12 protein-coding genes and 1 pseudogene are annotated in these 13566 nt (G+C 47.0%); 5 read left to right on the top strand and 8 right to left on the bottom strand.

Features of this window, described 5'->3' with window-relative positions; translation table 11 throughout:
• Positions 1 to 142: 142 nt before the first annotated feature.
• The 5 genes from AAZT04_RS15585 to katE form a co-directional block, all read right to left on the bottom strand.
• Positions 143 to 835: a DUF421 domain-containing protein gene (locus AAZT04_RS15585; RefSeq protein ID WP_434680835.1), complete on the bottom strand. Its 693-nt coding sequence runs from the start codon at positions 833 to 835 to the stop codon at positions 143 to 145.
• An 82-nt stretch (positions 836 to 917) separates the two neighbouring features.
• Complete coding sequence (locus AAZT04_RS15580) at positions 918 to 1772, bottom strand: SDR family oxidoreductase (RefSeq protein WP_434680833.1); 855 nt, start codon at positions 1770 to 1772, stop codon at positions 918 to 920.
• A 48-nt stretch (positions 1773 to 1820) separates the two neighbouring features.
• Complete coding sequence (locus tag AAZT04_RS15575) at positions 1821 to 2108, bottom strand: hypothetical protein (RefSeq protein ID WP_330761230.1); 288 nt, start codon at positions 2106 to 2108, stop codon at positions 1821 to 1823.
• Between the two features lie 85 nt (positions 2109 to 2193).
• The gene (locus AAZT04_RS15570; protein ID WP_434680831.1) at positions 2194 to 2676 is read right to left on the bottom strand and encodes a ferritin-like domain-containing protein; all 483 of its coding nucleotides are present in this window, start codon (positions 2674 to 2676) and stop codon (positions 2194 to 2196) included.
• Positions 2677 to 2805: 129 nt separating this feature from the next.
• Complete coding sequence (katE, locus tag AAZT04_RS15565; RefSeq protein WP_434680829.1) at positions 2806 to 5082, bottom strand: catalase HPII; 2277 nt, start codon at positions 5080 to 5082, stop codon at positions 2806 to 2808.
• A 435-nt stretch (positions 5083 to 5517) separates the two neighbouring features.
• Between katE and AAZT04_RS15560 the strand changes: the two genes are divergently transcribed.
• The 4 genes from AAZT04_RS15560 (at position 5518) to AAZT04_RS15545 (ending at position 8128) form a co-directional block, all read left to right on the top strand.
• Positions 5518 to 5685 (top strand): general stress protein, encoded by a 168-nt coding sequence (locus tag AAZT04_RS15560; protein ID WP_198642667.1) that lies wholly within the window; start codon positions 5518 to 5520, stop codon positions 5683 to 5685.
• 85 nt (positions 5686 to 5770) lie between these two features.
• Positions 5771 to 5971 carry a hypothetical protein gene (locus AAZT04_RS15555; RefSeq protein ID WP_434680827.1) on the top strand — a complete coding sequence of 67 codons (201 nt, stop codon included), beginning with the start codon at positions 5771 to 5773 and terminating at the stop codon, positions 5969 to 5971.
• 821 nt (positions 5972 to 6792) lie between these two features.
• Positions 6793 to 7971 (top strand): YbdK family carboxylate-amine ligase, encoded by a 1179-nt coding sequence (locus AAZT04_RS15550; protein WP_434680825.1) that lies wholly within the window; start codon positions 6793 to 6795, stop codon positions 7969 to 7971.
• Positions 7943 to 8128 (top strand): hypothetical protein, encoded by a 186-nt coding sequence (locus AAZT04_RS15545; protein ID WP_434680823.1) that lies wholly within the window; start codon positions 7943 to 7945, stop codon positions 8126 to 8128. Before AAZT04_RS15550 ends, AAZT04_RS15545 begins: the two co-directional genes overlap by 29 nt.
• A gap of 134 nt (positions 8129 to 8262) precedes the next feature.
• Here the strand turns inward: AAZT04_RS15545 and AAZT04_RS15540 are convergent, their stop codons facing one another.
• Positions 8263 to 9597 (bottom strand): cation:proton antiporter, encoded by a 1335-nt coding sequence (locus AAZT04_RS15540; RefSeq protein WP_434680821.1) that lies wholly within the window; start codon positions 9595 to 9597, stop codon positions 8263 to 8265.
• Positions 9598 to 9738: 141 nt separating this feature from the next.
• Here AAZT04_RS15540 and AAZT04_RS15535 point away from each other — a divergent pair, with 141 nt between their 5' ends.
• On the top strand, positions 9739 to 10245 hold the full coding sequence (locus tag AAZT04_RS15535; RefSeq protein ID WP_434680819.1) for a CinA family protein: 507 nt from the start codon (positions 9739 to 9741) through the stop codon (positions 10243 to 10245).
• 1218 nt (positions 10246 to 11463) lie between these two features.
• On the opposite strand, the gene AAZT04_RS15530 is transcribed toward AAZT04_RS15535, so the two are convergent.
• A complete protein-coding gene (locus tag AAZT04_RS15530) occupies positions 11464 to 11868 on the bottom strand; it encodes an acetyltransferase (protein WP_434680817.1) in 405 nt (134 codons plus the stop codon).
• A pseudogene (locus AAZT04_RS15525) lies at positions 11865 to 13454 on the bottom strand (conjugative transfer ATPase); the annotation flags it as partial. The gene AAZT04_RS15530 and the pseudogene AAZT04_RS15525, both read right to left, overlap by 4 nt.
• Positions 13455 to 13566: the final 112 nt, after the last annotated feature.

The raw sequence follows: 13566 nt of genomic DNA, 5'->3' as shown, positions 1-13566 counted from the left end.
GAGTAAGTCGACGAGAAATTCAGCTTCAAAAAGTGGATTCAAGGGCTTGAGACCTTATCAAGGTTATGTCCTTGCTTTGATTATCCTTATCATTCTTATTTTTTACAGTATTATGTATTGGTAATGGCTTTCAATAAATAAATCATGTTATTCGGCGGTTTGTGCTAGATACTGCCCACGAGTTCCCGCCACAAACGGGACATATAAATACATCACATGTATCAATATGCAAGGTATAACTGCATTTTATACATGAATAAATATCTGAGCTTGCGATTTTATTACACGTTTTTATCATTGAGGTGGGAAGTATCGAGAGGCCAGGTTTTACCTCCTCATCACTGAAAAAGTAAACGCTAAGATTGCCATCAATTTCTAACAATGCCAGTTTAACTTGACCAAAATGTTCCACGCCTTTCTCCCTGAGTTCCATGACGAACTCTTCATAAGCAAAACTTTGTTTTGATGCATTATCGAAATGTAACTGTCCTTTTTTTATCAAAACAATCGGTTTTCCCTCAAGACGAAACTGTAAGTAGGTTTTTTTGTTAATTAAATACGTAAAGACACGATAAAGCCCGACGATAATGACAAAAGTAACTATTACGGGTAACAAGGGAGAGTCTTGATTTAATGCTACATCACCAGCAGCAGAGCCCAAAGTGAGGATGATAACGATTTCAAAAAGGGTCATCTGCTTAACGCCCCGACGTCCAATAAGACGCAGGAAGATATAAACTATAAAGAAAGTAAAGGCCGAACGAAATGCTACCTCCAGGAGATAAGAGAATGGATATGAGTTAATTAAAATTCGATCTATGTCGAAAACTTGCATTGTGAATCCACCAAATAAAAGAGTTTTCTCATCAGAAGGTAGGAATGGCCTGAGAATAATTTCTCAGGCCATGGGTAAAGTGTTAGCCATTCACAATTATGCCACCATTGATATGCAAGGTTTGACCTGTCATATACGACGAATCATTACATGCCAGATAAACATAGGCAGCAGCCAGTTCGCAAGGTTGCCCCGGCCGTTTCATCGGCGTGTCCTTGCCGAATGCCGCGACTTTTTCAGCGCTGAACGTAGAGGGGATCAACGGTGTCCAGATAGGACCAGGCGCCACGGCGTTAACCCGAATTTTCCGTTCACTGAGTTTAATGGCCAAAGAACGTGTAAAGGCAGCGATTGCCCCTTTAGTTGAGGAGTAATCGATCAAGGCCGGGTTACCGTGATAAGCGGTAACCGATGAAGTGTTGATGATGGCCCCCTCCGCCGGCAAATGTTCCAGTGCTGCCAGCGACAGCGCGACCATGCTGAAAAAATTGGTTTGGAAAGTCTTTTCCAATTGTCGTTCGGTGATCATCTCCGGTTCTTCGACCGGATGTTGTTCCCCAGCGTTGTTCACCAAAATATCCAGGCGGCCGAAAGTTTCCAGGGTTTTATTCATGATTTCACGAACAAAAGCGTTATCTCCGATGTCCCCCCTCAGCAACAGGACCTCCCCGCCGTATTTCTCCGCATTTTTTTGCGTCTCTTTAGCGTCATGATCCTCGTCGAGGTAAACGACCACGACTTTTGCGCCTTCCTTGACAAACGCCAGAGTAACGGCACGCCCGATACCGCTATCGCCGCCAGTGACAATCGCCACTTTGCCGGTGAGTTTCCCGCCGGGCCGATAAAGCGGATCGTCGTATTTAGGTGCGGGGGTCATGTCACTTTCCAGGCCAGGTTGTCGATCCTGATGTTGCGCTGGTTGTTGCGTCTGTTCCATGTTTCCTCCGTTTAAATATCAAAGGTACATTCATTACCGAATATAGGTTTACTGTTGATACGGAATATCAGCACCGCTTTGCTCTTGCTCGGTTTTCAGCATGATGACATTGCGTTGCCGATCGAATTTCTCCACCTGACAACGTACTTTTTCGCCATTGACGTCGAAAACGATCTCTTCCCATTCGCCAAGCGCTTGCAAAGTCTTGCTGAGTTCAGGCTCCCGATCGCAATATATCAGGATGCTGCTTTTGCAACTGCCGTCCATGGGATGAGGTGGCGGTATCAGTTCGGCTCCTTTCACCACATTGTTCTGGTACTTCACTATGTCAGCCATGATCATTCCTCTGTCTAACGCAATGAGTTGAACGCATGAACTAAAACATTCTCCTGAATGAGAGACATTGCAGGAAAAGACGACATTATTTTTTATTTAAATATGCCAGGGTGATAGTCGGCATATTTTCCATCAGCCAGTCGGCCATCATCTGTTCCTGCTGCAGAATACCTTCCAGCACATGTTGTGTTTCGGCATCCCCTACTCGCCCGGCGGCCGCTATCAGCGTTTTATAGGAAGCGATTTCCATGTGTTCAAATACATAAGCACTGATTACGCCCTTAACAATTTCATCTTCGACAAACATACCGCTTAAGCTTTGCCCCAGGGCAACGGCTTTACCGGCAAAGTCTTTTATACCGGAGGTTGAGGCGTCTAATCTTTTTATGCACGCCTTGAGCTGCACTTGCTGCTGTCTGGTCTCTTCCAGGTGCTGTATTATTCGCGTTTGCAATTGCGGATAATCTTCTGTGCGATCCTTCATCCCATTCAGCATGGTTTCCGCTTGTTCTTCCATGGCATGCGCGTCGCGCAGCCAGTCAATAAAGTGCTCTCTGAAGTCGCTCATATTTTACTCCTCTTCTGTTAGTGTCAGGTCTTTTCGAAAATACCTTTTCCCTACATTGATGATGACGGTGACCGCTCCCTACTCCCGGGGGACAACGCATCCCCCTGATAGCGAAACTCGATAGTGGCCCTATGCCGGTACGGCCGCAACTTTCTCACTTCGGCTCCAAATACGGTGGCCGGCCAGGGCTTCGATAAAACGCTCCATCATTTCGCCTTTCACCGTTGGCGATTCGATAATCCCTTCCTCGGCGGCGGATTCGTTCTGCCACAGTTTTTTTAAACGACTCGCATCGCCGCTGAGCCCAATGACCTTCAGGTGTTTGTACGCTTCCAGCAGGTAGTGCTTCGCTTCACCGCTGTCTAATAAGGCCTCAGCTACCCCGCCCGGCACGATGACGGCATCAAGCGTTATTGATGGCGTGCCGGCGAAGGTCGCGTCAACCGGGATCGTCGAACCATCGTTTGCCGTTATTCGGCCCTGGGTTTGTGCCAGCAATTTGGCATGAACGCCGCGCTTTTTTAGATCCTTCAATATCGTCAATACATCTGTCGACATAACCTTATCCGCCAGCAGAATCGCGACAATGCGACCTTTGACGCTCCCCCCCGGCAAAGCGTACAGGCTAAGACTTGCATCGCGCTCCAGTCCGTTAACCGGTTTGGGCGGCAAGGTATTCAATACCTCGGCAGACAAGGTGATACCCAGGTTGGCGGCAACCTGGCCGGCCAGGGTGGTATCGATATGCGCCAGTTGTTCCACCACCCGTTCGCGAATATAGGGGCGCGCCACTTTACCGAGTTCGAAAGAGAAGGCGTCCACGATATGCTGTTGTTCGACCGGCGTTTGGCTCAACCAAAACAGCCTTGGATGGGCGTAATGCTCGAGGAAAGACTCGCTTCTTTCGCGGATTTTATGGGCATCCACGCGCTCTGCGTAGCTGGAGAAACCACCACCGCTGGCCGCTGCAGGCGTCTCTCTGGGCCAATTATTGTTGAGCGAGTTGGGGCTATAGTTGGCCGGATTGGTATCTATCTCGACGCGGTGCATGCCGTCACGCTGCAGGTTGTGATAAGGGCAGGTTGGGCGGTTGATGGGGATTTCATGGAAGTTCGGGCCGCCCAGACGACTGATTTGCGTATCCGTGTAGGAAAACAGCCGCCCCTGTAAGAGTGGATCGTTGGTGAAATCGATACCGGGGACGATATGCCCCGGATGAAAGGCCACCTGCTCGGTTTCGGCAAAGAAATTATCCGGATTGCGATTGAGCACCAGTTTCCCGACCAGTTGCACGGGCACCAATTCTTCGGGAATGAGCTTCGTCGGATCCAATAAATCAAAATCGAATTTGAACTCGTCTTCTTCCGGTATCAATTGCAGACCGAGCTGATATTCCGGGTAATCTCCAGCCTCTATCGCTTCCCAGAGATCCCGGCGATGGAAATCTGCGTCTTTACCCGCCAGTTTCTGCGCCTCGTCCCAGAGCAGAGAGGCTTTTCCTGCAACCGGCTTCCAATGAAAACGCACAAAGGTGGCTTTACCTTGGGCATTGATCAACCGAAACGTATGTATGCCGAAGCCTTCCATCGTTCGATAGCTGCGTGGGATCCCACGGTCAGACATCGCCCAAATGACGTTGTGCAAGGTTTCCGGCTGAAGGGAAACATAATCCCAAAAACTGTCGTGGGCGCTAGCCCCCTGCGGTATCTCGTTGTGTGGTTCCGGTTTTACCGCATGGACAAAATCAGGAAATTTGATCGCATCCTGAATGAAAAATACCGGGGTATTGTTGCCGACGAGATCGAAAATGCCTTCGTCGGTGTAAAATTTGGTGGCCCAGCCGCGAATGTCACGTACCGTATCGGCGGAGCCACGTGAACCTTGCACGGTCGAGAAACGCACGAACACCGGCGTCTGTTGGCCCTCGTGTTGCAAAAAGTCTGCTTTCGTGACCGAAGCCAGGCTCTTATACAGCTCAAAGTAGCCGTGTGCTGCCGAACCGCGGGCATGAACGATGCGTTCCGGTATGCGCTCATGGTCGAAATGCGTAATTTTCTCACGCATGATGAAGTCTTCTAGTAACGTTGGCCCTCGTACGCCCATTTTTAATGAGTTTTGATCATCGGACACCTTAGTACCTTGGTTGGTAGTAAGGGGGTCGTTATTGCCACTTTTGCGATAATGTTCCAACTGTTGGAGCTTTTCACTTTGTGCACCGGTTTCCTTCATATTACCGGGCCCTGTGGGTTGTTTTCCCGGTGAGGTCGGTTCTCTGGCTGGCAAATGAGAGTTGTCCGACGGCGCAGTATCTTGGAGATGCAGGCTTTGCTTTGCTGACATCGAACCCGAGCCTGGGAATGTCTCTTTTTCGAGGGGGTGCTTAGAAGATTTATTTTTACCAATCATCTATATAACCTCAGATAATAGCAAGTTGGTAACATGCCAAGTAATAAAGCGTAAGTTTAAAGAGTAGACCATATGATATATACCAACAACAATGATTATATTTTTTTGTTTTTATTGAACATTTCCTCCATTTAATCGGGCATGGTTTGTGAGGTTTACTTATAGGACTACCACCAATACTTTAGTTTTTCCTTTTTAATTTAACTGGATGCATTCGTATGATAATTATTTAATTTTTGTTGTTAACCACAGGTTACCTATGTATTTCAAGATGTGTTCAATGGTTTTTTTATATTAAAGAACTGGGTTTTTTCTGGTAAATAAAATCATAGAGTCTACAGTTTTAATTGTAAGGTTTGAATTTCATTAATATAGTGAGATAAATATCCTTACTTCTTTATTGTTTTTATTAACTTATTATGTGAGGAGGATATCATGGCCGAACATCGTGGCGGTTCTGGTAATTTTGCAGAAGATAAAGAGCGTGCTTCCGAAGCAGGAAAGAAAGGCGGTAAAGAAAGTGGGGGGAATTTTAAGAATGACCCCGAGCGCGCCTCCGAAGCCGGAAAAAAGGGCGGGCAACATAGTCATGACAATGATTAGCTCTCTGAAAAAGGGTAAATATTGTCAATAACCATGTAGCACCTAAGGCCGATTCAAAATGAATCGGCCGACAGGAGGATTTATTATGCTTAACCTATTGAAACTGTTAACTATCGCTGGACCTGATAGTTTTATCGCACCGCGACATGAAAAAAATCATGCTAAAAGTGGAGGGGGTAGAGAGACAACCCATATCGATGATAATGGGAATGCATTTATTAACGTTGATGATGAAGAATTCCAGCGTGTATTCGCCCGTCATATACAAGCTCTGAGCCGTTATTAGCAATGGGAACGACTATCTTTATGGTTCTGTTGGTGTGTGGTTACTGGTATGCCACTCGAGATGGTAAGTCACGCCTTCGATTAAAAAGAACATCTGGCTGGGAAGTCTACTTCCTGGTTGCTCTCTATGGGAGTGCTTTTGTTTTTCAGGGGTTTAATCTCGTTATACTTATTTGGTTGCTTTTATTTATTATTTCTTCGATTTTAAATCAATTTTCTAGCATTGATGAGATTATCGGGAAACTGAGCTTACACAGCGATTTTATGAATTTGACATTCTTTCATTTTCAGGTTCCCTTGTTAACCATGCTGTTATTCTCTTTGTTACTGTGCATTTTTCATACTACCATTTCGCCAAAAAAAACTTGAGCAATACTACCCGGGTACATTTATATCAAGAGTTCACCAAGGCGGATGGGGTTGGCAATATGCTTTATAATAGCATGGAAATGAATGAAATAATTTCCATTACGTTGATTTCAGGACGACGTTATATTGGTCTGATTTACGCCGCCATCAATGAAAGTACCTCACATGGCAGTTTGATTTTGCTGCCTTTGTTGCAAGGGCGTGATGGGCCAGGGATATTGGGTTTCACCGTGGAAAGAAATTATTGTCATTTATATAAAAAATGGAGATTAATAAAGAGGGTATGCAAAGCAATAATATACTAAAGCTTAGGTTAGTGATAATGAGCCATCAAGTTGAAAGTGTCGAGTATTTTTCTTTAAGTGAATATTAACTGAGGGGGCTTCCTTGTTGGTTATTTTAGTATGCCACCTCTACTTTTTAGCCTTTTCATTTCATTTATGAGGTTAGTATATGTTAGATCTACCTTTTACCACATCACCGACAAACAGCATTGGCGTGGAACTTGAATTGCAATTAATTGATTTAGTAAGTAACGAACTGTCTGATAAAGCTATGGAAATCATCGGTCTATATAATGATGCGCGTCATGTAAAAAAAGAATTAACGCTGTCCACTATTGAACTTAACTCGTCTGTTCACGCCACACCTTTTACCCTGTATGAAGAATTGAATGTCATTGCACGTAAGCTGGCAGATATCGCCGCCTGCAAAAATTGTGGGGTATGTGGTGGCGGACGGCATTTCAGTAGTAACTGGAAAGATCAGACAATCACGCCCACGGACCGCTATCAAGAAGTGCATCATCACTTGGGATTCCTTGCAAAATTATCCTGTGTTTTTGGACAGCATATTCATATCGGTGTGCAAAGTGGCGATGATGCCATTTACCTCAGTCATGCGTTAATTCCTTATCTGCCGCATTTTATCGCACTGAGTGCGTCCTCGCCTTATTATCAATCAGTAGATACCTTTTTCGCCAGTTCGCGTTTCAGTGCCCTAAATTCATTTCATACTTTTGGTTATATAGAACATGACATTACCACCTGGCGTGACTTTATAGAATATGTTGAGGCAGGGGTCAATCTGGAGGTTATACAGTGCCTTAAAGATATCTACTGGGAAATACGACCCAAGCCGGAGTTTGGTACTATTGAAATACGCGTTTGCGATACCCCATTAACACTTTTTCATGCTGCCATGCTGGGCGGTTATGCGCAGTTACTGGTAAAATATTTATTAAAAAGAAAGAAACCGATTGCGAAAGTATATGATTCTGTAACGCATTCAAACACATTTAACGCTCAGCGTTACGGTTTTACGGCAGACTACATAGATACGTCCAGCAACGCCAAGATCAAATTAAATGTGCATATTCAGCAAACGATTGAGACTTTAAAAAAATTAGCAGATGATAATGATATCAGGGTATTACGTTATATGGAGGCCTACCTTAAGCAAGGCATTAACGACTCAGAACAATTGCGTAGAATGGCACATGCCGGGATGAGTGAATCAAGCATCATCAAAACAATGATGAACTTACTCGTGCCTGCTGAACATCTGTCTTATACCGACATTCATCCATTCAGGAGGCTCACTCATGAAACTATACGAAGTATTGGTGGGTAAATATTCACTCTACATGGTGGCGGAAAATGAGGCACACGCTCGACAACAATTGGCATCCATGGCAACTAAGTGTTTTAAACGTTTGGCCGAGCCTCAGATCACCGGGTCGGTACTTTGTGAAGCGCAGATGATTAGTCTGGAGGAACATTGCCATTAAACCGGCATCACGCTTCTTTGCGAGCACGTGTATGAAGGTGACTCATTCAAGTGATGCAGCTTGCCACGGCACCATATTATGAAGGCAAAACTGTCATTCATTGCGTAGGGTTTTGCCTTCATAGCCCATTATTGTTAGTCCCGACCTGTCAATTTTCGCGATTGTAATACAGGGGCCACTGTTATCCCATGGATGATGACACTCGTAACGACCAAAGTTATCGCGATGTTAATCATTTCAGCACTGGCGCTACCATGGAGTCCATGTACATAGGCATACGCAATATAATTAATACTGCCAATACCTTTGATGCCAAACCAGCCGAGTAAAACACGCCGTGTGCGGGGGAGTTGTGTGCAAAAAGTCATGCAATACACGGTTACGGGACGAACAAGTAAAAAAAGAATTAATCCCAAATAAATACCACGAGGATCCCAATGTTGAGACAGGGTAATGCCCAGCATTATAACGATGGCGGCAGCGAAAAGTCGCTCTAGGGTACTACCAAAAGATATTGCGTCACCGACAACTAACCCGACAGACTTGACGGGCCCGTTGCTTTCGAGGTTATGCCGCGTATTTGGATTGACTAACTCTTCGGCTGGCGGTGTTCTTTCATCACCTTTACTTTCATCGCGAGGATTCTGGGAAATAATATTTTTTTCTGCACGCCGAAGGCCCACTCCTGCGGCGAAAGCGGAAAGAAAACCTGAAGCGTCAATATATTGCGCTACAGCATAGCTTAACGCAATCAAGGACAGCGCGATGAGATCGTTAGGGGCAATGTCTTGATAAATATGCCGCATGCGTGTCGCCAACATACCAATGCCCAATCCCAAAAGGTACCCCACGATTAAACCGGCACTTAGTGCCCATAACACATGAATCAACCCCCATTTTGGAAAAAATGTCCATGACATCAATTCTTGGGGGTTGCCATATAAAAGCAAAGCTAACATCAAGAAAGGCAAGGCGGAGCCATCATTGAGGCCAGCCTCAACGGAAAGGGTTGAGCGCAATGAATCATCATCACGAGCATTATTCACTGTTATCAGGCTGGCAAGAACGGGATCGGTAGGGGCAACAATTGCGCCAAATGCTAGCGAGATTACCCAGGGAAGCCCAGCAAGGTAATGAGCGACTATCGCCATTGAAAACACAGTCATCACCATCGCTGGAAAGGCCAACAATCCACCTATTCGCCAAGGCTGGGCCGTCAACGATTGCCGAAGCTTTAAGCCGGTAATGAACAACGATGCGGCCATAGCGATATCTGTAATTCGTCTAACCCATTCGGCATGAATAACGATGTCTATCCGTATGACATCGGCTATCCAGGGTCCACAGAGGATGCCTGTGAGTAAATATAAACTGAATGAAGTAACTGGCCCGCGTCGGAACCATGCGGAAGCCAATGACATACTGAGGAATAGTGCTCCTGCTGCTGCGATCCAACCCAAAAATTGCATATGCGCTCCTTTTAATATAGCAAGCCCTGTTCAGTGCCAGGGGAAGTTATGATTTTTTCATCAATGACATAATTGATATTCAATTAACGTAATGACAATGGACTATAATTAAAGCATAGCGCTTAACTTGGAGAGAAAACCATGCGTCACGAATTAGTTGTTATTGCAGAGCGTTTGAGTGTAGTACTGAAGGAAAGAGAGTGGCGACTGGCTACGGCAGAATCTTGTACCGGTGGGCTGGTCAGCATGGCACTTTGCGCGTGCAAAGATAGCGGCGACTTTTACACCAGTGGTTTTGTAACCTATACAAATAGAGCGAAGCAAAAAATATTATCTGTGCGAGAAGAAACTTTAGATACTTATACCGCTGTTAGCCAAAATACAGTTTGCGAAATGGCATTGGGTGCACTCACAGTGGCAGAAGAAGACGTAAGTTTATCCATCAGCGGCTATGCGGGCCCTGAAGGGGGACCTGATGGAACGCCGGTCGGTACCGTCTGGTTCGCTTGGGCGATTTTGGGTAATATTATCGAAACCAAATCAAAGCAGTTTTCCGGAAATGACGAAGATATTATTTATCAGGCGGCATATTATGCGTTGGAGAGACTGACCTTTTTGATAAAAAATTCACCCCCTTCAAATGTATGAACGACTGGTTCTAATTTATGCTGTTTTCACCTTTTGTTCAGCAGTTTCATCGGTTCTCGCCGCAGTGTATCCCGCAAAGTGACCCACAGTATTTGCGTAAATGTTGATAATAATGCCCCAGAGTATACTGCTTTTCCACCAAATAGCAGAAGGCACTAAGAAAGCCCGCAGAAATTACATTAAAAGTTGTGCTTTTCTGATAGCTCTAGAGGCCAGTTATTTCATAACACTTACCTTTTATAGAATCAACTTAATGATAGTCTATGGGTGAGTTTTTATGTGAAATTTAGTGTTAATATATTAAAGAGTGCAATAATATGTAACACCACCAATGATGATTAGCAATGCAAGTTTATATCAAGTGGTTTCTTTGCAATGCTGTTAATATCTCGTTTAAATGCAGTTCCTACGGAATGAGTGATAATTATAAAAGGTTTTTTCCTAAAAAAAATCAAAGCACAATCATGAGTTATTCTATCTTCATTGAGTTTCCTTTCGGTTCATTAACATAGAAATTATAATGGCTGTTCGGGTTTTTGTTATGCTAAAAATGAGAAATAACAACCATGTTTTTGATGTAAAAAAACCAATGAATGGCCATTAGGAATATTCCTATATTTTGCATAATTTGTTAAGTTTGTCCTAAACTATTAATGTCGTATAGCGACAAGCTAGTGTCTCTTGTTACCCATGTCATGGCCCATGGACTAGGGCCCCCTAACGTAAGGCGCTAGCGGCGACATATCCCGATTTCCCTCTTGCATTGCAAGTCCGGCTAATAAGTCGGTTTTTTTTTCTCTATGACCGGGCTTCAATCGCCGATTTCATTCCACCAAAGTTTTAAGTCAAAATTAAGTGTGAGTCTATCGAATGGTGCCGTGCATTCCGGAGGCCTGAACTGGTTGACCAGAAAAAAGGCCATACGTAACAATGAAACCTAGCAATTTGATCCTCCCCGGTACACCCACGTAGCGTGCAAATGCATCAAGTTCAGGGCAAACCGCTTTCCGGTCGGAACAACATCGTTTAAAGATAGCATTGCCTCACCTCGTTGAACTCATAGCATATGTCGGACAATCATATGCTGAACATCAGAACCAAAGGCATCGCCTATGCCGCCACCCGCCCCTCTTTTTCAGAGGGCTGTATACGTTTTTAAATTGTATGACTCCACAAAAACCGGCCAGTTGGCCGGTCACAGAGTAATAGCCGTTCAAACTAATTAACCCGGAGCCGTTCGCACAGCTCGCTCAGATGAAGCAACAGATACACCACATCGGCCGCGTCCGGTACGGTGACATACCAGCGCGGGTGATCGTACTCCTCCGGCAGGGGCCATAGCGTACTACCAGTCACCGTGATCAGCACATCGATGCAGCGCCCCAGCCGGCCCTCAAGATGCAACGCCACGCTGGTACGGCTCCCGATGCGATGCGGGTGGGCGGTCAGTGTGACCGGTCCCCATAGCCGATCGCGGATAGCCACACAGAACGTCTCAAGCGCCAGCGCATCCGTTTCGCTCAGAGTGGCCACACCCTGCGGAGGGAGGGTAAACAACGACGGTTCACGACAGACCTGGCCGTGCGGTCGTACAACAGGTTCCGGGTATTTCAGGGTCATCATGCAGCCCGATCCTCCCCGTTCGCCGCCAGGCCGCGCAGGCGGTCAAGCTTTTGCGCCACCTTGCGGGCCGCTTCGAGCTCGCTGCAACCAAACTCCTGCATCAGTGCGCGGCGCTCGGCCTTCTCTTCTTTCTCGGTCATCCCCAGCGCCAGATACAGGCTTGGCGGTACCGCACGGAACAGCGCCTCGAGTTTTTTCGACAGCACCACGCCTTCGGTATAGCACCCGGACAGCTTGCTGGCTGACAGCAGCACTGCCTTTTGCTCCTCGGTCAGCGCCTTGAAACGGGCAATATCGTTGACCTCCTCCGGCGGCATCGTCAGACAGACCCACCACTCCGCCATGTTCAGCATCTTCTCGGCAATGTCCGGGAAGTCCTTCAGGTTCTGTGTCGCCAGCCACAGCCAGGCGCCGAGCTTGCGCCACATTTTGACGATTTTGGTCATATAGGGTGCCAACAGCGGGTTCACCGTCACGATATGCGCTTCATCCACCGCAAACACAATGTCCCGCTCCGAGTATTGGTCTCGTTCGGCAATGTTGTTGATGGTGTTGGTCAGGCTCACCATCGTCAGCGCCATCTGCGCCTCATACCCCTCACGCGCCAGATGTCCCAGGTCAATAAGGGTGACATCCGCTTCTGGCCACAGGCTACCCTCGCGGTTAAACAGCTCCGCCTCGAAGCTGCCGGCCTGGGTAAACATCCCGAGCGACTCGGCCATTTCAGCCGCCTTGGCCCGGCGCTGCTCATTACGGATATCACTCCCTTCGTCTTTCGATAGGGTGTACAGCGCCTTCTGCAGGTCTGCCGGCAACATCTGCCGCCCTTCGTCGTAGGTCTGACGCGCCGCCATCAACAAGGCTTCACGGATCATCGCCCGGTCGGCACGCTTCAACTCGTGCTCTTCCTTCGCATCACCGCCGGTGATCATCATGCGCGCCGAGATTTCCATTTCACCCAGGTAATCGCGCTTGTCATCATCGTCGTCGCCATCGGCATCGATGTCCGGCAGGTCATTTTCATCCAGAGCCAACGTCGTTAATGCATCTTCGACCAGCTTGTGCGCATAGGAGAACGGCGGCAGCGAGACACCACTGCCCGGCTTGATGCTCACCTTGTTGACGCTGAGCCCCTGGCTCTCGAAGTAATCGGCCAGCAACCCAAACGAGTTACCCGCTTCTGCGATAAACAACCGCGGCCGGTGTATCGCCATCAACTGGGATAAGGTTGCACACAGCGTCGCCGATTTCCCCGCGCCGGTCGGGCCAAAATACAGCATGTGTGCATTTTGGCTGCGGTCATGCTTGTTAAGCGGGTCAACCGTCAGCGTATCCCCGCCACGATTGAAGAAACTCATACCGGGATTACCGGTTCCGGTCTCACGGCCGGTCACCGGCAACAACCCTGCCAGATGCTGCACCCAGGTCAGGCGTGTATACCAGTGTTTCTTGTCGGTCTCCGGGTTAAAACACATCGGTAACGCCCGCAGGTAGGTATTGAGCGGCGCCACATCAAACTCCGGCCGTATCGGCTGCAGGCCGGCGCCCAGCAGCACGTTGGTCAGATCGACACGTTTGTCGTCTAATCAGTCAATATCTGGATCAGATGGGGTCTTTGTCGTCTTCGTAGTCATTTTTTAGATGCTACAACATGTTGCCAGACGTCGTCTTCATTCCTATGTGATTCCCGCAGGGGTA

Source organism: Serratia sp. Je.1.23.a (genome assembly GCF_051129805.1).
Lineage (GTDB): Bacteria > Pseudomonadota > Gammaproteobacteria > Enterobacterales > Enterobacteriaceae > Serratia > Serratia liquefaciens.
Note: the sequence above shows the minus strand (reverse complement) of the source record. Positions and strands in the feature narration are given on the sequence as shown.